The following is a 19487-nucleotide window of genomic DNA, read 5'->3' as shown; positions in this document are numbered from 1 at the left end:
GGGAAGCGCGCCCGCGCCCGGATCGCGCCGCGCCTCCGCCGGGGGCGCGGGCGCGATCAGAACGGGCGGCCGGTCCGGCGAGCGATGGCGAGGCGGTAGAGTGCCTCGTACTGCCGCGCGGCCTGCGCCCAGCCGAAATTCTTCTTCATCGCCCGCAGCTGCATCGACCGGAAGAAGGCCGGATCGGCGCGGTAGAGGTGCACCGCCCACGCGACGGTGTTCCCGAGCGCGCTCGACGACATCTCCTCGAACTTGAAGCCCGTGACGTTGTTCTCGACCGTGTCGTCGAGGCCGCCGACGGCGCGCACGACCGGCAGCGTCCCGTAGCGCTGGCTGTACATCTGGTTCAGCCCGCAGGGCTCGTACCGCGACGGCATGAGGAAGAGGTCGGCGCCCGCCTCGATGCGGTGGGCGAGCCCCTCGTTCATGCCGACGTAGACCCGGAAGCGGTCGCTCGCGCCGGAGATCCGCGAGAAGAGGTCCTCGGCCCAGCGCTCGCCGGAGCCCAGGACGATGAGCTGGACGTCGAGCGAGAGGATGTGGTCGAGCGCGCCCGCGAGGATGTCGATCCCCTTCTGGGTCGCCAGGCGGCTGATGAGCCCGAGCAGCGGGACGTCGGGGCGCTCCTCGAGCCCCATCTCGCGCTGGAGCGCCGCCTTGCAGAGGCGCTTGCCGCCGAGATCCTCGGCGGAGAACGGCGCAGCGATGTGGGGATCGGTCGCGGGGTTCCAGATGGAATCGTCGATGCCGTTGAGGATCCCGATCACGTCGGTGCCGCGATCCCGCAGCACGCCGTCGAGCCCCTCGCCGCCCTCCCACGTCTGGATCTCCTGCGCGTACCTGGGGGAGACCGTGGAGACGAGCGTCGCGTTGTAGATGCCGCCCTTGAGCAGGTTGATGCTGTCGTACGCCTCCAGGCAGAACCTGTGGAACTGGTCCCACCCGAGCCCCGTCGTGGGGAGCTGCCCCTTGTTGAACCAGCCCTGGTAACCGAGGTTGTGGATCGTCAGCACGGACGCGGCGCGCGCGAGCGGCGAACGGTGCTCGAGGACGTTGAGGTAGAGCGGGACGAGCGACGACTGCCAGTCGTGGACGTGGACGATGTCCGGCCAGAACTCGAGCGCGTGGCAGAGCTGCAGCGCGCCGCGCGACAGGAGCGCATAGCGGGCGAGGTTGTCGCCGAACTCGCCGTGCGCGTCGCCGTAGATGCCGTCGCGATCGTAGAGCACGTCGTGCTCGAGCAGGTACACGCGGGGCGCGGGAGCGCCGGGCGCCGCGGGGTCGAGGCGCGCCTCCCAGACGGCGGTCCACGCCTCGCCGCCGCCGAGGGGCACGCCGAGCGAGAGCGGCAGCCGGTGCGGCACGAAGCGCTCCGCCGGAGGCTCGCCGCCTCCGCCCGTCGCCGCGGCGGTCGCGGGGGCGGAGTCGGCCGCTGAGGCGGCGGACCCGCTCGCTGAAGCGGCGGACCCGCTCGCTGAAGCGGCGGCCCCGTTGCCGGCGCCCGGCGCGCCGGCGGCCGCCGCGGCGACGGCCGGCGCGGCGATGGCCTCGCTGCCCGCGGGCTGCTGCTCGGCGAGCGCGATCTGGCGGGCGAGGAGGCGCTTGGCGCCACGATAGGCCGGCATCACGACGCGCACGTCATGGCCGGCCGCGGCGAGCGCGATCGGCAGCGCGCCCGCTACGTCGGCGAGACCACCCGTCTTGCTGAAGGGGACGCACTCGGACACCACGAAGAGAATTTTCAGGCGCGGCATGGACATGGTGAGGAGGGGGAGCGCGCCCCGGCTCAAGGCGAGCGCGTCGCGTTCCTTCTATCAGCTTCACGCGCGATCTTGACCACGCGATCGACAGAGCGCGCGAGACCGAGCGCCGACGTGTCCACCGCGAAGTCGGCCTGCTCATAGAGGGCGCGCCGCGCCTGGAAGAGCGCCCTGAGCTCCTTCATGGCGTCGGCCCGGTTGGCCATGGGGCGCGCGTCCCCCTGCTCGACCACGCGGCGCCAGTGGTCCTCGGGCGTCGCCCGCAGCCAGACCGTCACGGCGCAGCGCCTCAATCGCTCGAAGGTCGCCGGATCGGTCACGAGGCCGCCGCCCGTGGCCACGATCCCGTGGGCGCGCGCGCCTTCGAGGCGCGCGAGCTCCTCGCGCTCCAGCCGCCGGTAGTAGGCGTTTCCATGGATCTCGAACAGGGCGGCGAGGCTCATCCCCGCGCGCGCGACGACGAGGCCGTCGAGCTCGAGGAAGGGCACCCCGAGCCGCGCCGCGGCGCGGCCGCCGATCGTGGTCTTGCCGGCCCCCCGCAGGCCGAGCAGCGCGACGAGGGGCGCGCCCGCCCCTCCCCCGGCCCCACCAACCGACCGGCCGCGCGGCGGCGCCTCCTCGCCGAGCTCGCCCGCCGAGAGCAGCGCGGCGGCCGAGGTGCCCAGCGCACGGCCGATGTCATCGAGCCGCACCACCGACACGTTCGCTCGTCCGCTCTCGAGCAGCACCAGGAAGCGCTCGCTCACGCCGGCGAGCTCGGCGAGCTCGCGCAAGGTGAGCGCGAGCTCCGTCCGCCGCTGCCGGAGCCGACCGCCGAGGTGCTCGAGGATCGGCGGCGCGCCGTCCGCAGCGCCCTCCGCGCCGGCCTCCGGCCCCTGGCCTGCGCGTGTCCGGCGCGATGTCTGGCGGGGCGGCATCTCTTTCATGCACTATATTTCATGAAAGACGCTCCATCAAGAACTATACTGCTTGACTGAACCCCGGCGCGGTGGTGGGCTCGTCGGGTATGGAAGCGACCACCTCTCCTCCTTCCGCGGCGCCGGCGCCGCAGACCAGGGCCCGGGAAGACGGCTCGTCGGGCGAGGACGCGCCCCTCCGCTTCGAGACGGATCCCGGCCGTTACAGGCACTGGAAGCTCTCGTTCGAGGGGGCGATCGCGCGCGTGGCGATGGACGTCGATGAGGACGCGCCGGCGCGGCCCGGCTACCAGCTGAAGCTGAACAGCTACGACATCGCGGTCGACATCGAGCTCGCCGACATCGTGCAGCGGCTGCGCTTCGAGCACCCCGAGGTGAAGGCGGTCGTCGTGACGAGCGCGCAGCCGCGGATCTTCTGCGCCGGCGCGAACATCTACATGCTCGGGTCGTCGACGCACGCGTTCAAGGTCAACTTCTGCAAGTTCACGAACGAGACGCGCCTCGCGCTCGAGGAGGCGTGCTCCGAGAGCGGGCAGCGCTACCTCGCGGCGCTGAACGGCGTCGCCTCGGGCGGCGGCTACGAGCTCGCGCTCGCGTGCGAGGAGATCTTCCTCGCCGACGACGGGAGCAGCGCCGTCTCGTTCCCGGAGACGCCGCTGCTCGCCGTGCTCCCGGGCACGGGGGGGCTCACGCGGCTCGTGGACAAGCGCAAGGTGCGGCGCGACCTCGCGGACGTGTTCTCGACGCTGGCCGAGGGGGTGCGGGGCAAGCGCGCGGAGCAGTGGGGCCTCGTCGATCGCTCGATCCCGAAGAGCCGCTTCGATCAGGCGGTGGCCCAGCGCGCCGCCGAGCTCGCGGCGGCGACGCCGGACAGGGCGGGTCCCGGGGTGACGCTCTCGCCGCTCGAGGTGCGGCGCGCCACGGCGGGCGACGTGTCGACCTGCGACTACCGCCACGTCTCGATGAAGGTCGACCGCGCCGCGCGGACCGCGGAGATCCGCGTGCTCGGGCCGGACGGCGACGGGCGCGAGGGGCGCGAACTGCCGACCGACGCGGCCGGGATGCGCCGGGCGGGCGCGGACCTGTGGGCGCTCCGCGCGTTCCGCGAGCTCGACGACGCGCTCCTCGACCTGCGTTTCAACCACCCGACCGTGGGCCTCGTCCTCCTGAGGACGTCCGGCTCGCCGGCCGCGGTGCGCGCCGCGGACGAGGCGCTCTGGGCGAGCCGCGACGACTGGTTCGTGAAGGAGGTGCTGCTCCACATGCGGCGCGTGCTCAAGCGGCTCGACCTCACCGCGCGCAGCGTCTTCGCGCTGATCGAGCCGGGCTCGTGCTTCGCGGGGAGCCTGTTCGAGCTCGCCCTCGCGGCGGACCGCTCCTACATGCTGGACGGCGGGGAGGACGAGGGGCAGGCGGCGTCGCCTGCGTCGATCGCGCTGAGCTCGCTGAACTTCGGTCCGCTCGTGATGTCGAACGGCCTGACGCGCCTCGCTTCGCGCTTCCTCGCCGCGCCGGAGCGCGTGGCCGCGCTGAAGGAGAGGACGGGCCTTCTGTCGGCCGAGGAGGCGCTCGACGAGGGGCTCTGTACCTTCGCGCCGGACGCGATGGACTGGGACGACGAGGTGCGGCTCGCGATCGAGGAGCGGGTGAGCCTGTCGCCCGACGCGCTCACCGGGATGGAGGCGAGCCTGCGCTTCTGCGGGCCAGAGACGATGGAGACAAAGATCTTCTCGCGCCTGTCGGCCTGGCAGAACTGGATCTTCCAGCGCCCCAACGCGGTGGGCCAGCGGGGCGCGCTGACGGTGTACGGGCGGCCAGAGCGCCCCGAATTCGACTGGAGGCGGACATGAGCGCGGTCGTCAACTCGGAGAGGATCCCGAACAACGTCGACCTCGCGTCGGACAAGAAGCTGCAGCGCGCCCTCGAGGCGTGGCAGCCGAAGTTCCTCGACTGGTGGCAGGAGACTGGGCCCGAGGGCTTCCAGGCGGACGACATCTACCTGCGCACGGCGATCAGCGTCGATCACGAGGGGTGGGCGCACTTCGACTACGTGAAGATGCCGGAGTACCGCTGGGGCATCTTCCTCGCGGATCGGGTGGCGGACCGCACGATCGGCTTCGGCGACCACCTGGGCGAGCCGGCGTGGCAGGAGGTTCCGGGGGAGCTCCGGAACATGCTGCGGCGGCTGGTGGTGACGCAGGGAGACACGGAGCCGGCGAGCGTGGAGCAGCAGCGGCTCCTCGGCCAGAGCTGCCCGAGCGTCTACGATCTGCGGAACCTGTTCCAGGTCAACGTCGAGGAGGGGCGGCACCTCTGGGCGATGGTGTACCTCCTGCACAGCCACTTCGGCCGCGACGGGCGGGAGGAGGCGGAGGGGCTCCTGGAGAGGCGGAGCGGCGACCCGGACAAGCCGCGGATCCTGGGCGCCTTCAACGAGCCGTGCACGAACTGGCTCTCGTTCTTCATGTTCACCTACTTCACGGATCGCGACGGCAAGTACCAGCTGCTCGCGCTCGCGGAGAGCGGCTTCGATCCGCTGTCGCGCACGACGCGGTTCATGCTGACCGAGGAGGCGCACCACATGTTCGTCGGCGAGACGGGCCTGCTCCGCATCGTGGAGCGCACGTGCGAGCTGATGAAGCGCAACGCGAACGAGGACGCGCGCGCCGAAGGCGGCATCGATCTGCCGACGGTGCAGAGGTACCTGAACCTCTGGTACTCGCTGTCGCTGGACCTCTTCGGCGGGGAGATCTCGTCGAACGCCGCGTCGTTCTTCGCCTCGAGCGTGAAGGGCCGCGCGAAGGAGGCGTCGTACGACGATCACCGGGCGCTCGACGGGGTGTACGTGCTCGACGTGCCTCACGTGCCCGCCGCCGGGGGCGGCGCGGTGACCGGCTGGCGGCGGGAGGAGGTGCCGCTCAGGAACGCGATGAACGAGGTGCTGCGCGACGAGTACGTGACCGACTCGCAGCGCGGGATCGACAAGATGAACCGGGTGATCGAGGCGTCGGGCGTGTCGTTCAGGCTGAGCCTGCCGAGCCGGCGCTTCCACCGGAGCTCTGGGATCTATGCGGGGCTCCACTTCGACGTCGACGGCAACCCGCTCTCGAAGGAGGAGTGGGAGCGCCGGCGCGACGCGTGGCTGCCGACCGCGGGCGACGAGGCCTACGTGAGGAGCCTGATGGAGAAGCCGGTGTTCGATCCGAAGCAGATGGCGAACTGGATCGCGGCGCCGACGAAGGGGCTCAAGGGCAAGCCCGTCGACTTCGAGTACGTGCGGCGCAGCGGCTAGCTCCGCGTGTCAGAATGACACGCGGAGCCAGGGCGGCCGGGAAGCGGACGCCGGGGTTTCGGGGCGGAGCCCCGAGGAAACAAGGCTAGGGCGCGCCCGCGTCGGACGGCGGCGCGCCCGCGTCGGGCGGAGGCGTGGCCCCGTCCGCGCCTCCGGGCGCCTTCTTCGGCGGGTCGCCGTGCTCGGCGGCCAGCTTCTTCACGAGCCCGTCGAGGAGCACCTGCTCGTGGTACTGCGGCATCGCCGGGAGCTGCACGGCGACGTGCACCCCGGCGCGGCCGTTCACGACCTCGATCGCCCCCTGCGTCACCCTGCCGCCGCTCTCCGGGCTCCGGTACTCGAAGAGCAGGTAGCCGTTGGAGACGTCCTTCTCGACGATCTTGAAGCCGAGATCGACGCGCACGAGGCGCAGCGCCGTGCCGAAGGTCTGGTCGAAGGTGTAAGGCGACTCATAGGCGACGCTGGCGCTGGCGTGCCGCTCGCCGAGGCCGCTGGCGACGGGGACGGCGAGCGCGACGAGGACGACGAGCGCGATCGACGGGAGGCGGCGCATGACCGCGGCGTAGAGGGGCCGGCGAGGGCGGGCCAAGTTCCTTGCTACCGAGCGAGGGGCTATGCTGGCGTCGACCTCGATGGACCGACCCTACGTCGAGCAGCTCCGCATCCAGGGCTACGGCTGCGTGCAGGACGCGACCCTGGAGCTGACGCCGCTGCATGCGCTCATCGGGCCCAACGACAGCGGCAAGAGCACGGTGCTGCGGGCGCTCCGCACGCTCTCCTCCGTCCTCGAGCGGGCGCTCGGGGCGCCGTCGCCGGACACGCTCGGGCGCGCCGGCCCCACGAGCAGGGCCCCGGACGGCGCCGTGTTCGAGGTGTCGGCGGCGACCACGACGTGGCGCGTGGAGCTCGACGCCGGAGGGCGGGTCCGATCCATGTCGTTCCCCAGGGATCTCGAGCCGCCTTCCCTGCTCGACGACGCCGACGGGGATGACGCGGGCGGTGGGCCGAGCCCCGAGCGCCCTGCCCTGGACATCGTCCAGGCGCTGCGCGGCGCCCAGATGCTCCGCCTCGATCCCGACGCGCTGAGGGCGCCGCACCCGCTCATCCCCGACGGGCACCCGCTCTGCTTCGCCGACGAGCGCGGCACCGGCTTGCCGGCCGTCTACGACGCGGTCATCAGCCGCGATCTGTCGGCCTACGTCGATCTGAACGAGGAGCTCACCCGCCTGTTCCCCAGCGTGAAGAGCCTCCACCTCGCCAACCCGAGCTCCACGACGAAGGCCATCGGCGTGAAGCTCGAAGGCGGCGCCGTCGTGCCGGCGGCGCTGATGAGCGAGGGCATGCTCTATTACCTCGCCTTCGCCGCGCTGCCGCACCTCGATCCGACCCCCCTGCTCCTCGTCGAGGAGCCCGAGCACGGGCTGCACCCTGCGCGCATCGCCGACGTGATGCGGGCGCTGCGCCTCGTCTCCGAGAAGACCCAGGTCCTCCTCGCGACGCACAGCCCGCTCGTCGTGAACGAGCTCCAGCCGGAGGAGGTCACGGTCGTCACCCGCGCGGGCGAGCAGGGGATGAGGGCCACGCGCATCCTGGACACGCCGGGCTTCGAGGATCGCGCGAGGGTGTACGCGCTGGGAGAGCTCTGGCTCAGCTACGCCAACGGCGGGGACGAGGCGCCGCTCCTCGGAGGAGGTCCGCGGCCGTGATGAAGGCGCCCGAGCGGATCCGGGTCTTCCTTGTCGGCGAGGGTGAGAGCGAGCTCGGCAGCCGCGCCGGGGCTCCTGCCTACCAGTCCGACAAGCACCCCGGCGTGCTCTTCACGCTGCTCTCGCGCGTCCAGCCGAGCGGATGGATCGTCGGCGGCGCCCGCGAGTGGAAGAGCATCCGGAAGTACCAGGCGCGCGGCGCGGCCCACGAGGACACGCACCACGTGCTGGGCGCGGCGCTCGACGCGAGGGAGGCGGGGTGTGAGATCCTCGCGTTCACCCGTGACATCGACCGCGATCCGGCGCGCCGCGAGGCGATCGCGGAGGGCGTCCGTCGCGTGTCGTCGGCGCTGTCCTCGCCGCCTGACGTGATCGGCGGCGTCGCCGCGCCGGCGCTCGGCGGCTGGATCCTCGCGCTGCTCGGGGAGAAGGCGACCGAGGAGATGTCGCCGCTGAGGGCGCAGGCGATGCTCGCGGCGAAGGGCATGATGCCGGGCGACGGCGCCGCCATGGTGCGCGTGGCGGAGGACGCCGACCTCGACGCGGTCCCCCCGGACGCCACGTCGCTCGGCGAGTGGCTCGCCCGAGCGCGGGCCGTGCTGCCGCGACGCGCAGGCCGCGGCGTGAGGTGAGCGCTGACGCCCTCACGATAGGTCGATCAGGCCGGATCGATGACGTCTGCAGCGCCGGGGGCCGATACCGAAGTAGACCCCGCGCGCGGAGCCCGGTCTGCCGCGTCAGCGGCGGCGGCACTGCGGCGCCGCCGAGAGCGCTGCCCTCGCCGCCTCGCGCAGGCCGTGCGGCGTGTCCTTGTCGAGGAGCGGCTTGAGGCGCGCTGGCAGATCCGCCGGGTGCACCGACCCGAGCGCCGCGAGCGCCGCCGAGCCGAGCCGCTGATCGTGCTCGCCGATCGGCGCCTTCGCCCGGAGCGCGAGCCGCGTCCACAGGTCGACCGAGCTCGCGTCGCACATCGCCCCGAGCGCGAGGATCGCCCGCGCGCGCACCTCGACGTCCTCCTCCTTGTCCTCCGCACGGTCGCGCACGGCCTCGATATGCGCGGTCGCGCGGTGCGCGCCGAGGCCGTCGAGCGCGTACCGGCGCACCTCGGGTGAGCCGTCCGCGAGCGCCCCGGCGAGCGCCCGGTCGCCCGTCGGCGTCGCCGGCATCGCCCCGATCGCGAGCGCAGCGCCGCCCCGGATGAACGTCCATGGATCCGAAGCGAGCCGCGCCGCGAGCGCCTCGGCCGCGCCGGCGGGCAGCTTCACCCCGGCAGAGGCAGCGCGGGAGAGCGCCACGATCGCCGCCTCGCGCACGCGCACGTCGGGATCGGAGGCCGCCGCGAGGAGATCCGGCGCGAGCGCCGGCACGTCCGCCGCGACCTCGGCCGCGCGGAGCCGCACGTGCGCGTCCGCGTCCTTCCGGAGCGACGCGCGGAGGTACGCCTCCGCCGGCGCCTCGCCCGAGCGGGCGAGCGCCGCGGCCGGCGCCTGCAGCAGGTAGCGCCGCTCGAAGGGAGCGCCGCCCGCCGACGCGAGCGCCTGGAACGCCGCGCCGCCACCCTTCACCCGCCCGAGCGCCGGCCCGAGCGCGCGCAGCAGATCGAGCTGCGCGTCCTCCGGCCGGGCACGGAGCCGCTCGAGCTGCAGCTCGTCCTCGACCACGGGCGCGGCCCGCTCGCTCCGCGCCGCCAGCGCGAGCGCGGCCCGGAGATCCCTCCGCGCCGCGCCGCGCGCCCCGGCGAGCGCGTCGAGCAGCGCCGAGATCGCCTCGGCCGGCGCCACGAGCGCGAGCTCCCTGGCGGCCGCCAACCTGGCCGCGGCCGCCCCGCCCTTCACGATCTCCTCGAGCGCCGGCGCGGCCGCGCGCCCGCAGCGGCGGATGCGATCGCGCGCGTGGTGGAGCTCGGGATCGAGCTCGGGCGGCGCAGCGCGAGGGGCGCGCCCCGGCGCGGCCGATCCCGCGCCGGACGCGAGCCGCGAAGGCGCGGCGCCGGGCGCGGGCCGCGCGGCCGACGCCGCGCCGGACGCGAGCCGCGCGGTGAGGAACGGGATCTGCGCCGCGCACGGCGCCGTGTCGATCACGCCCCGCGCGAGCTGCCTGCCCGCGGGGTCGAGCTTGTCATAGCCGGCGATCGCGGCCTCGACCGCCTCCGGCCCGCCGCGCGCGAGCAGCGCCGCCGCCGCCCTGGATCGCTCTCCGCCGCCCGCGAGCGCGCCGACGAGCGCCGCCGGCCCTTGCTCGTCGAACGCCGTGCGCGCCGTGACCTCGGCGATCGTGACGCGCACCTCTGGAGCGGACGGCGCGCCGCGGCCCCCGGCCCCCGCCGGCGCATACGCGTCGTCGAGCACGACGGCGACGCACGAGGCCCGGATCTCCTCGGGGAGCTTCACCTCGTAGCCGGCGGACTCCTTGAGCCACGCGTCCTCGGGCAGGCTCACCTGGAAGAGCCGATCGGGCGTCGCCACGTAGAGCGTGCGCGGCGCGGCGCCAGCCTCGACGCCGTCGGACGGCTTGATGCGCAGGCCGAGGCCCGTGATCCCGACCTCGTCTGCCGACGAGAACGACACGAACTCGCCCCGGCCCGCGCCCGCCTTGCCCTCGGACCACGCGGTCTTCGGGTCGCCGTCGGCGATCTCCGCGAAGCGCTTGCCGACCGCGCTCGACGCGGCGGTGGGGCGCAGCAGCCGGAAGGCGGCCGCCGCCGCGTCGGCGTCGCGGCGCTCCGCGACCACCTTGCCCGCCGCGCGTCGCTCCTCCGCCGAGAGGTTCTGGACGCTGGCCCCCTTCACGAGCGTCATCGTCCGGGGATCGACCTCGCTCGCGCCCACCAGCGCCGGCCGCCCGCAGATCGTCACGTCGTCGCGCAGCTGCCCGACGAGCACACGGCTGCCGCTGCCGAGCGGCTCCACGACCAAGGCGTCGCTCCGCCCCTCGCCGTGCTCCCCGGTCGCGACGCCGGTCCAGCCGCTGAAGAGCACGATCGGCTCCGTCCCCTTCCCCGCGAGCGGCGCCGCGAGCAGCATCGCCCAGCTGCCGCTCCCGGCCCCCGGCGCGCCAGCGGCGGCCGGCTTTCCCGCGGCCGGCGCCTCGATCCTGGCGAGGTGCTTGCCGTCGGCCAGGGTGACCGACACGACCCGCGCGCCGCCGAGCAGCGGCGCCACCTCGGGCGGCACGGCGATGACCTTGCCGCCGTCGGGCGCGCACGCCGCCGCAGCAGGACAGACGCGGGCGGTGATCCCGCCCGGATCGATGCGGACAGCGAGCGCTTGCTGGCCCGCCGCGTGAGGGAGCACGACGGGCGCGACCTGCGCGGCGGCGTCGCCAACGAAGGCGGCGGAGGCGGCGATCACCCCGGCCGCGGCGCCGAGGCGAGGCCGCCGGAAACGAAGCGGCGATCTGGACATGCGCGCCATCCTAATCGTCCGGCGCGGCGGAGCCCCTCGAGAGTTGCCGCCTCGAGCGCAGCGCCGCGCACCCCTGAGCGGCGCTGCGGCGCGTCGTTCGAGCGCCCGTGCGCCCTCGCTACTTCGGCGTCTCCGAGGCGGGGATCCAGAAGCCGCCCTCGTCCGGCGGCGTCATGCCGAGCGCCTTCGGGAGCACGTTCGTCCAGCCCGCCACCGTCTCGAGCAGGTAGATCTCCGCGCCGGCCTCGATCTCGCCGATCGGCTTCTCCTTCTCGTCGCGCCGCGCGCGGACCGGGATCGCCCGCGTCGCCTTCACGATCGGCGGCGCCTTGTCGAGCGCGAGCTGCGCGCCGGCCACCGCGGTCGTCGGCGGGATGTACTGGTCCATCATCTCGCCCTTCTTCAGCGGCTCGAGATCCTTGAGGCGCGCCCACGCGTCGATCGTGACGTCGCCACGCGACATCAGGTGGACGAAGCCGGACTTCGCCTCGGTGCTCCAGAAGAGCTGGGCCGTCCCCTCCAGCATCCTCAGCGTGAAGATCACGTCGCCGCCGGCGCGATCGAAGAGCTCGATCGTCGACGCCCTCATCAGGTACCCGCGGGCGCTGCCGGGGATCTCCATCTTCGCCGGAACGCCGCGCTGCAGCGCGAAGGCGTCGCAGGGGGCCGAGGCCTTCACCGTCTGCCCCTCGGACCCGGAGATCGAGAGCTCCGCGCGCAGCGAGTCGCCCGTGGCCGCGACGAGCTTCACCTTCTGCGCGCTCGAGATCCAGACGTGGCCGGCGATGACCGGGATGTCGCGCGTCGTGAACACCGCGACGTCCGAGGGCGCGATGTAGCCGTCGATCCGCAGCGCCGGCGAGCTGTCCGACGTGCTCAGCCGCGCCCGGCCCGCCGCGGGATCCGCCGGGATGGCGCTCAGCGTCATCGGGACCAGCGCGCCGGTGAAGCTCGCGACCGCCCGGCCGCCGCTCGGCGCGTCATGCAGCCTGGCGCCCTTGGCGACCGGCGCCGTGCCCTTCAGCTTGCACGCCGGCCCCGACACCGCCTGCGCGGCCGTCGCCGTCGCCTGCGCGGCCGCCCCCGTCACCTGCGCGGCCGACACAACCACCTGGGCGGGCTCTGCCTTTGCCTCGGAGACGGCCGGGGTACCCGGGAGCCCCGCGCCACAGAGCACGTCCGCAAGAGCCAGAAGACCGAGTCCCAGAACGTCGCTTCTCATCCACTTCCTCCGACACGGGCCGGCAGCCCCGCTCACGTAGCGAGCCCGAGCGCGGTCCCCTCCTGTCGAGTCTCCCTGGAACCGCCGGCCTCCTCTGCGCGGCGGCGCACTGCAGGGCTGCCCGGCACGCCGAGCCGCCCCTGCCGTTGGTCGGATCATCCTAGCGGATCATTCAGGCCTCGCCCGAGAAAGGTCCTCCTCCGCAGCGCTTCGACCGTTTCGGGTGTATGGAGCAGGGCGCCCGACGCGGCACGCGCCGGGTCGCCCGGCTGGACGGTACCTGCCTCCCCGGGAAGCCACGCCATGCACGGATTCGATCTCGCCTTCGCCTCCCCCCGCAAGCTCCCGCGCGCCCGCGATGTGCGCGGCAACGTCGCCGTTCTCGACATCGCCTTCGCCTCGGAGGCAGGGGGCAAGAGCTTCGAGACGGTCACGCTCCCCCTCATCCAGGACCTCGGGCCGCGGCTCGCCGCCTGGGTCGACCACCACGACAGCGCCCACCACGCGCGCTTCGCCGGCGACCCCCGCTTCGTCCTTTCGACAAAGGCCGAGCACGGCGCCTGCCCCGAGATGATCACCCCGGAGCTCGTAACCCGGGCCGGGCGCGTCGACACCCTCATCTGCCACGTCGACTTCGACGGCCTCGCCAGCGGCGCAAAGTGGATGCGCGGCGGCGTCGAGCCCTACCCCGGCTGCGACGACGACGCCCGCGCCATCGACACCCGCATCGGCGTCCCCGGCCCGGTCGCCACCCGCATGGACCGCGCCCTCCGCGCCCGCCCCCGCGATCAGGCCCTCTTCGGCCTCATCGTCCGGCACCTCGCTTCAGGCCTCTCCGACCCGTCGCTCTGGACCCCCATCGACCAGGCCGGCGCCGAGCTCGCCACCATGGAAGCCGAGACCCGCCGGATCGCGCTCCGCTATGAGCGCGTCGAGCCGGGCCTCGTCCTTGTCGACGCCTCCCAGCGGGGCGGCGCCTACGATAAGACCCTGCTCCTCCTTATCGGGCAGGAGCGCGCGCCCATCTCTGTCGTCGTCGACAACGACAGCATCACCTTCGCCGCCCGGTTCGACAGCGGGGTGAACTTCCTCGAGACCTTCAAGATCTCCGGAGGGATGCCGACCCGCATCTCCCTCCAGCGCTCTAGGCTCCAGGAGGCGCTCGTGGCCCTCGGGGTCAAGCCGACCGACGCGAGCCGGCTCGCCGCCACCTCCTGAGCCCCTCCCCACCGCGATCCCGCCGACATCGTTGACGCTGTGGGCCTCGGCTGCTAGGGGGCATTGCAGATCTGCAATTTGCAATTCTGCAATGAACATCCGACCTGAGGCGTCACGTCTGCGCCGAGCGCGAGGGGTATGGCAGCGACAAACTTGTCTTCGACGGCGAGCAGCGGTGTCGACGAGCTCCTGTTCCGAAACGACGCCGTCTCGCTCTGTCTCCTGGTCAATCGACGGCACCGGTCGCTCCGCATCGTCGACTTCCGCGCGGGACCCACGCCGTCCAAGCGGAGCTTCGTGCTGTCGACCGCCAAGCGCGAGGGGGTCGAGAAGATCTTCACGCTGGTCGAGCGCGACGAGGTGCCGACGTGGACCCGCCTCGGGTTCGTGCGGGAGGGATCGATCCCCGGCTTCTACAAGCGCAGCGACGCCTGGATCCTCGGGGCGGTCGTGTCCGAGATGACGTCGCGGCTGCGCGCGGACAGCGACGGCGAGGAGGGCGACGACGGCGACGACGGCGCGAGCTCGCCGGCGGTGCTGCTCGCCGAGCGCACGATCGCCCGCGCGAGGCGGCTGCTCCGGGAGGGCGAGGGGCGCCCGCTGCCCGCGATCAAGATCGCGCCGGCGAGCGGCGTCGAGCTGCGGCGCGCGGTCGCGGCCGCCCAGCGGGCCGGGCGGGCGCTCACGGGCTTCGAGCCGTTCGGGCGCGACGCGGTGCGGACGGGCTACGTGCTGTCGGCGCGCAGCGGCTTCACGCTGCACGCCGCTTGGGAGATGCAGTCGTGCTTCGGCAACTCGCTCCTGGAGATCCTCTGCTCGCCGCGCCACGAGGCGGAGCGGCTCGCCACGACGGCCGCCATCGGCGTGCTCTGCGAGCGCCTCGTCGAGGAGAAGGCCGTGAGCACGTTCACCTTCGCCCCCGCGGACGACCAGGAGCTGTGCGCCGCCCTCCTCGCGAACGGCTTCCGCCGCTCGGCCGTGCTGGCGCGGCACCTCGTCGTCGGCCGCGCCCGCAAAGACGCCATCCTCTGGGCGAAGAAGCTCGTCGCGCCCGACGCCTGAGCCGCCGGCCCCGCGGGGCCGGGGCGATGGCTACGGCGCGATCGTGATTGACGACGGCCTTCACCGGCGTTGCTCCAGGCGCTCTTCGCGCGACGCCACAGCTGGGCGCACCTGCGCCCCCCGCGACGATTCACGGGCGCGGCCGCGCCCGCCTCACACGCCCAGGTTGCGCGGGATGCGCACCGCCGGGTCCTCGAGGTCGGGGACGAACGCCGCCCCGGTGATCCGCTCGAACGCCTCGATGTAGCGGCGGGACGCCTCGATCCGGACCTCGTCCGGGATCGGCGGGATCGGCCCGTCGCCCTGGAAGCCGCGCGCGGCGAGCCAGCGGCGCACGTACTCCTTGTCGAAGGACTCCGGGTCTTCGCCGGCCGAGAAGCGCTCGCCGTAGGACGAGGCGAACCAGAAGCGGGACGAGTCGGGGGTGTGGATCTCGTCGATGACGACGATGTTCCCGTCCCGGTCCTTGCCGAACTCGTACTTGGTGTCGACAAGGATGAGCCCCTGCTCCGCGCACGCGCGGGCGCCGTGCTCGAAGAGCGCGAGGGCCATCTCGGCGGCGGCGTCGAAGTCGCGCGGCGCGATCGTGCCGAGGGCGAGGATCTCCTCGCGCGAGGCGGAGATGTCGTGCCCGCCCTTCGGCGCCTTGGTGCTCGGCGTCAGGATGGGCCGCGGCAGGCGCTCGTTCTTGCGGAGGCCGTCGGGGAGCCGGTGGCCGCAGAAGACGCGCTCGCCGCGCGTGTAGTGCGTCCAGATGCTGGTCGAGGTCACGCCCGTCACGTAGGCGCGCACCACCATCTCGACCGGCAGGGGCACGCACTCGATCGCCTCGAGCACGTTCGGGTCGGGCTGGGAGATCATGTGGTTCGGCGCGACGCCCCGCGTGCGCTCGAACCAGAAGGCGGAGAGCCGGTTAAGCACCTGCCCCTTCAGCGGCAGCGTGCCGAGCACGCGATCGAAGGCGCTGATGCGGTCGGTGACGACGAGCAAGCGGCGGCCGTCCGGCGTCGTGTAGCAGTCCCGCACCTTGCCCTCGTAGCGGGCAAAGGGGCCCTCGAGCGAGGTGCGTTCAAGCACCCTGCCGAGCGCGGTGCGCAGATCGTCCTCGGTGACCATGGGGCGCGGCTTACCCGGGCTCGCGGGCCGAGTCGACAGGTTTCGAAGGCGCCGGCCGAGTTCCCTCCCCCGCGCACGCCCTGGAGCCCCGTTGGTCTCCGGCCGGGGGGGTGGTAATAGGGCCGCCCATGGCAAACCGAAGAAAGATCGCCCTAATCGGCGCCGGCAACATCGGCGGGGAGCTCGCGGCCCTCATCGCGCGCAAGGAGCTCGGGGACGTCGTGCTGTTCGACATCCCCCAGAAGACGGACTTCACGAAAGGCAAGGCGCTCGACCTCGAGCAGAACGGCGCCGTCCTGGGCTACGACGCCTCGATCAAGGGCACCTCGAGCTGGGCCGACTGTGCAGGGGCCGACGTGCTCATCGTCACGGCCGGCATCCCGCGCAAGCCGGGCCAGAGCCGCGACGACCTTGTCGCGACGAACCTGCCGATCATCCGCAGCGTGGCGGACGGCGCGAAGGAGCACTGCCCGAACGCGCTCGTGATCGTCATCTCGAACCCGATCGACGCGATGGTGTACGAGTTCAAGCGCCGCACAGGCTTCCCGCGCGAGCGCGTGCTCGGCATGGCGGGCGTGCTCGACAGCGCGCGCTTCCAGCTGTTCCTGGCGCGCGAGGCGAACGTCTCCGTGAAGGACGTGCGCGCGATGGTCCTCGGCGGCCACGGCGACGACATGGTGCCCATCCCGTCGGCGTGCACGATCAACGGCGTGCGCGCGACCGAGCTCATCAGCAAGGAGAAGCTCGACGCGCTCATCGCGAGGACCCGCAAGGGCGGCGGCGAGATCGTCCAGCTCATGGGGACGAGCGCCTACTACGCGCCCGCCTCGAGCGCCGTCGCGATGGCCGAGAGCTACCTGCTCGACCAGAAGCGGCTGCTCCCCGTCGCGGCCTACCTGGACGGCGAGTACGGCTACAAGGACATCTTCATGGGCGTGCCGGTCATCCTCGGCGGCAAGGGCATCGAGAAGATCGTCGAGCTGCCGCTGACCGCAGAAGAGAAGGAGATGCTCGCGAAGAGCGCGAAGAGCGTGCAGGGCATCACCGACGTGGTGAAGGCCTCGAGCTAGCGCGGGTCGCGCAGCGCGCCGCCTGCGCGGGTGCGCCGATCGACCACAGCACGAAGAGGCAGCGCGCCGCGGCGCCGGAGACGCCGAGAGGGGGAGGAGAGAGCGAAGGGCTCTCCCTCTTCCCCCTCTTCCCCGCTAGCTCGGCGCCCTCGTGGTTACATCACGCCACCGTACAAGCCATCCAAGGCGGCCGTCAGCTCGCGCCGAGGATCGCGGGCGATCTCGCCAGGGCTCGCGCTGCCGTCCGGCGTCTCGGTGGCCACGCCGCCGTCTCCTGCAGCGATGTCGCTGATGCGCTGGCATATCAGGTTCATCATCTGCCAGCCCTCGGTGAGCGCGCCCCGCAGGGGGACGAGGTCCAGGCCGGGGAGGTCCTTCAGGAGGCTGTACCCGAGCTTGAAGTGCTCGGCGTCCACCTCGGCGTGCGTCGCGAAGTAATCCGAGTCGGGGAAGATCCGCTGGGCCGCGGTGAGGAGGATGTCGGCGCAGCGCTCGATGACGAAGTGGACGAGGACCGTCCGCTCCTCGGTCGACGCCGAGCCCATCCGCTCGATGAACCAGGAGGACGCAGCGGCGATGCCGCGATCCCAGGACGGCGAGCTCCGCGGGTCGTGCATCCTCGAGAGCCTGCGGTTGTGCCCGACCTCGTCGGCGAGGTGGCGCTCGGCGATCGTGATGGCCCCGGGGTGCGACTCGAACACGACCCTGGCGCACAGGACCTTCTGGAACGCGTTCGACCAGATCTGGAGCGCGCCGAGCATCCGCCGCTTCACGTCCTCCCGGAGGCCGCGCTCGGACCGGATGAGCTGCATCAAGGGGCTGCCCGCGAACTCCCGCGCGTGGACCTCGTTCTCCTCGACGAGGAGATCCACGGGGGACACCGCGCGATTCGGGGAAGCCTCGTCCGCTCCGTCGTCCCGCCCGAGCCCCGCGCACAGACACGGCGTGTCCCACCGAGCCTCGCTCTCGTCGAATTCCTCGAAATGGATGGATAGCGCCGAGAGCCCGTCCGGCGCGCCGCCCACGAGCCCCTGCAGCCCGCCGGGAGGGACCATCACGATATCTCCCGCCTGGACGCGACGAGTCGAGTCCCCGATGACCTCGCCCGAGCCTTCGGTGACGACGATCATGCCTTTGCCGAGGAGCGAACGGGGCCTTAGCGGCTGACCTTCGAGGAGGCGGACCCATCTCAAGGAGAGACGGCACGCTTCGGGCAGGTAGGCCGACAGCTCCGCGTGTTTCCGGATGTCCATGAGCAGCCCCAGCAGGGTGCGCTCATCCGCCTTGAGAGACTCGAACGCGGGGATGTCGGCTGTATTGACTACGCGCATCTACACGGTCCTCCGGATCGACATGGGGTGCATGGACTCTGCACGGCTTGATCGCCTGTGTCTAGATAGCACCAGGGCATGACGGTGAATCCTATGGGATCGGAGCGGGCCGGGAGAAGGAAGATGGATCGGAGTTATTTTCAGTCACGCTTCCCGCTCCCTGATTGTCTATCTATCTTCATTTCTCCTTCCCTGCGCCTCTCCCTCTCTGCTTCTCTGTCCCTCTACGCCTCTGCTCCTCTGCTCCCCCTGCTTTCCTGCTGAAGTGTTCACCCGCAGCGGACGGGCCCTCGGGGGGCGCTGCGAGCTCGGGCGGGCGACGCAGGAAGCCAGGACCGCCGCGCGACCGGGCAGAATGCGTGCATGAGCCAGCCGCAGCTCGTACCCGCCATCCGCCGCGCCGCCGAGGCAGACCTGCCGGTGATCGTCCATCTCTTCTCGATCCCCGACGAGGGCGGCGTGAAGACGGACCACCCCGGCCCGCCGCTCGATCCTCGCTACCGCGAGGCGCTCGCCGCCATCGCGGAAGATCCGAACAACGCGCTGCTCGTCGCGGAGGTCGAGGGGCGCGTCGCCGGCGCGTTCCACCTGACCATCATCCAGTACGTGGCGAACCGCGGAGCACGGGTGGCGCAGATCGAGAACGTGATCGTGGACCCGAGCCTGCGGGGCCGCGGGATCGGCGAGGCGATGATGCGATGGGCCATCGACGAGGCGCGGCGGCGGGGGTGCTTCCGGGTGCAGCTCACCTCGAACAAGGCGCGGCTGCGCGCGCACCGCTTCTACAAACGGCTCGGCTTCGTGGCGAGCCACGAGGGGATGAAGCTGAAGCTCTAGGCGCGAGCGCGCGGCCGGCGTGACCGCCGCGGCGCTCGCGACGCCGGCTCAGCGGCCGCGCGACGCGCGCCCGCTCACGAGGAGCGGCTCCCCCTCGGCCCCGAGCAGCGACAGAGGGAAGACCTGCGCCCCGGCCAGCACGTCGCCGCAGTAACGCTCGACGTCGGGGCCGCGCAGCGGCAAGGCCGCGAGCTCCTTCAGGGTGACCCAGCGCGCCTCGAGCGAGTGCTCGTCCGGCTGGCTCTTCGGGGGCGTGGCGTCCCGAGGGCGCGCGAGGAAGATCACCCGGAAGCGCGCCTGCAAGGCGCCAGGGCTGTGCTCGATGCGCAGGATGCCCTCGAGCTCCACGGGGACGCCCGTCTCCTCCAGCGCCTCGCGCCGCGCCGCCTCCGCGAACGTCTCTCCAGGCTCGACGCGGCCCGCCGGCAGATACCAGAGCTGGTCGTGCTTGCGCTCGTGCACAAGGAGGAACCGGTCCCTGTGCCTGACGAGCACGACGGCGAAGCACCAGGTCGGGATGGCCGTGCGGGACATGATCGAGCCTGTCGACAG

General features: G+C 72.5%; 16 protein-coding genes. 8 read left to right on the top strand and 8 right to left on the bottom strand.

Going from position 1 to position 19487, the window contains the following annotated elements:
• Nucleotides 1-56 precede the first annotated feature (56 nt).
• Together WME90_RS06125 and WME90_RS06120 are read right to left on the bottom strand one after the other, a co-directional pair.
• The gene (locus WME90_RS06125) at nt 57-1754 is read right to left on the bottom strand and encodes a glycogen synthase (protein WP_437283566.1); all 1698 of its coding nucleotides are present in this window, start codon (nt 1752-1754) and stop codon (nt 57-59) included.
• Nucleotides 1755-1786: 32 nt separating this feature from the next.
• The gene (locus tag WME90_RS06120) at nt 1787-2686 is read right to left on the bottom strand and encodes a helix-turn-helix transcriptional regulator (RefSeq protein WP_437280131.1); all 900 of its coding nucleotides are present in this window, start codon (nt 2684-2686) and stop codon (nt 1787-1789) included.
• A gap of 80 nt (nt 2687-2766) precedes the next feature.
• Between WME90_RS06120 and boxC the strand changes: the two genes are divergently transcribed.
• Nucleotides 2767-4527 carry a 2,3-epoxybenzoyl-CoA dihydrolase gene (boxC, locus tag WME90_RS06115; protein ID WP_437280130.1) on the top strand — a complete coding sequence of 587 codons (1761 nt, stop codon included), beginning with the start codon at nt 2767-2769 and terminating at the stop codon, nt 4525-4527.
• Nucleotides 4524-5969 carry a benzoyl-CoA 2,3-epoxidase subunit BoxB gene (gene boxB, locus WME90_RS06110; RefSeq protein ID WP_437280129.1) on the top strand — a complete coding sequence of 482 codons (1446 nt, stop codon included), beginning with the start codon at nt 4524-4526 and terminating at the stop codon, nt 5967-5969. Before boxC ends, boxB begins: the two co-directional genes overlap by 4 nt.
• Before the next feature lie 85 nt (nt 5970-6054).
• Here the strand turns inward: boxB and WME90_RS06105 are convergent, their stop codons facing one another.
• On the bottom strand, nt 6055-6558 hold the full coding sequence (locus WME90_RS06105; protein WP_437280128.1) for a hypothetical protein: 504 nt from the start codon (nt 6556-6558) through the stop codon (nt 6055-6057).
• Nucleotides 6559-6601: 43 nt separating this feature from the next.
• On the opposite strand from WME90_RS06105, the gene WME90_RS06100 reads away from it, so the two are divergent.
• Entirely contained in the window at nt 6602-7675 is a 1074-nt protein-coding gene (locus tag WME90_RS06100) for an AAA family ATPase (RefSeq protein ID WP_437280127.1), read from the top strand.
• Complete coding sequence (locus WME90_RS06095; protein ID WP_437283565.1) at nt 7675-8307, top strand: hypothetical protein; 633 nt, start codon at nt 7675-7677, stop codon at nt 8305-8307. The genes WME90_RS06100 and WME90_RS06095 overlap by 1 nt, the downstream gene beginning before the upstream one ends.
• Before the next feature lie 105 nt (nt 8308-8412).
• Here the strand turns inward: WME90_RS06095 and WME90_RS06090 are convergent, their stop codons facing one another.
• Nucleotides 8413-11079 carry a HEAT repeat domain-containing protein gene (locus tag WME90_RS06090; RefSeq protein ID WP_437280126.1) on the bottom strand — a complete coding sequence of 889 codons (2667 nt, stop codon included), beginning with the start codon at nt 11077-11079 and terminating at the stop codon, nt 8413-8415.
• Nucleotides 11080-11197: 118 nt separating this feature from the next.
• The gene (locus WME90_RS06085; protein ID WP_437280125.1) at nt 11198-12301 is read right to left on the bottom strand and encodes a hypothetical protein; all 1104 of its coding nucleotides are present in this window, start codon (nt 12299-12301) and stop codon (nt 11198-11200) included.
• Nucleotides 12302-12604: 303 nt separating this feature from the next.
• Between WME90_RS06085 and WME90_RS06080 the strand changes: the two genes are divergently transcribed.
• Together WME90_RS06080 and WME90_RS06075 are read left to right on the top strand one after the other, a co-directional pair.
• A complete protein-coding gene (locus WME90_RS06080; protein ID WP_437280124.1) occupies nt 12605-13519 on the top strand; it encodes a hypothetical protein in 915 nt (304 codons plus the stop codon).
• Between the two features lie 138 nt (nt 13520-13657).
• Nucleotides 13658-14581 (top strand): hypothetical protein, encoded by a 924-nt coding sequence (locus WME90_RS06075; RefSeq protein WP_437280123.1) that lies wholly within the window; start codon nt 13658-13660, stop codon nt 14579-14581.
• 153 nt (nt 14582-14734) lie between these two features.
• Here the strand turns inward: WME90_RS06075 and WME90_RS06070 are convergent, their stop codons facing one another.
• The gene (locus WME90_RS06070) at nt 14735-15697 is read right to left on the bottom strand and encodes a phosphoribosylaminoimidazolesuccinocarboxamide synthase (RefSeq protein ID WP_437280122.1); all 963 of its coding nucleotides are present in this window, start codon (nt 15695-15697) and stop codon (nt 14735-14737) included.
• 128 nt (nt 15698-15825) lie between these two features.
• On the opposite strand from WME90_RS06070, the gene mdh reads away from it, so the two are divergent.
• Nucleotides 15826-16767, top strand: a complete 942-nt coding sequence (gene mdh, locus WME90_RS06065; RefSeq protein ID WP_437280121.1) for a malate dehydrogenase — start codon at nt 15826-15828, stop codon at nt 16765-16767.
• A gap of 155 nt (nt 16768-16922) precedes the next feature.
• Here mdh and WME90_RS06060 read toward each other — a convergent pair whose 3' ends face one another.
• Entirely contained in the window at nt 16923-18098 is a 1176-nt protein-coding gene (locus tag WME90_RS06060; RefSeq protein ID WP_437280120.1) for a hypothetical protein, read from the bottom strand.
• Between the two features lie 363 nt (nt 18099-18461).
• On the opposite strand from WME90_RS06060, the gene WME90_RS06055 reads away from it, so the two are divergent.
• Nucleotides 18462-18935: an N-acetyltransferase family protein gene (locus WME90_RS06055; RefSeq protein ID WP_437280119.1), complete on the top strand. Its 474-nt coding sequence runs from the start codon at nt 18462-18464 to the stop codon at nt 18933-18935.
• 48 nt (nt 18936-18983) lie between these two features.
• Here the strand turns inward: WME90_RS06055 and WME90_RS06050 are convergent, their stop codons facing one another.
• The gene (locus WME90_RS06050; protein ID WP_437280118.1) at nt 18984-19469 is read right to left on the bottom strand and encodes an NUDIX domain-containing protein; all 486 of its coding nucleotides are present in this window, start codon (nt 19467-19469) and stop codon (nt 18984-18986) included.
• Nucleotides 19470-19487 lie beyond the last annotated feature (18 nt).

The organism is Sorangium sp. So ce375, assembly GCF_051473855.1.
GTDB lineage: Bacteria > Myxococcota_A > Polyangia > Polyangiales > Polyangiaceae > Sorangium.
This window is presented reverse-complemented; position numbering and strand designations above follow the sequence as displayed.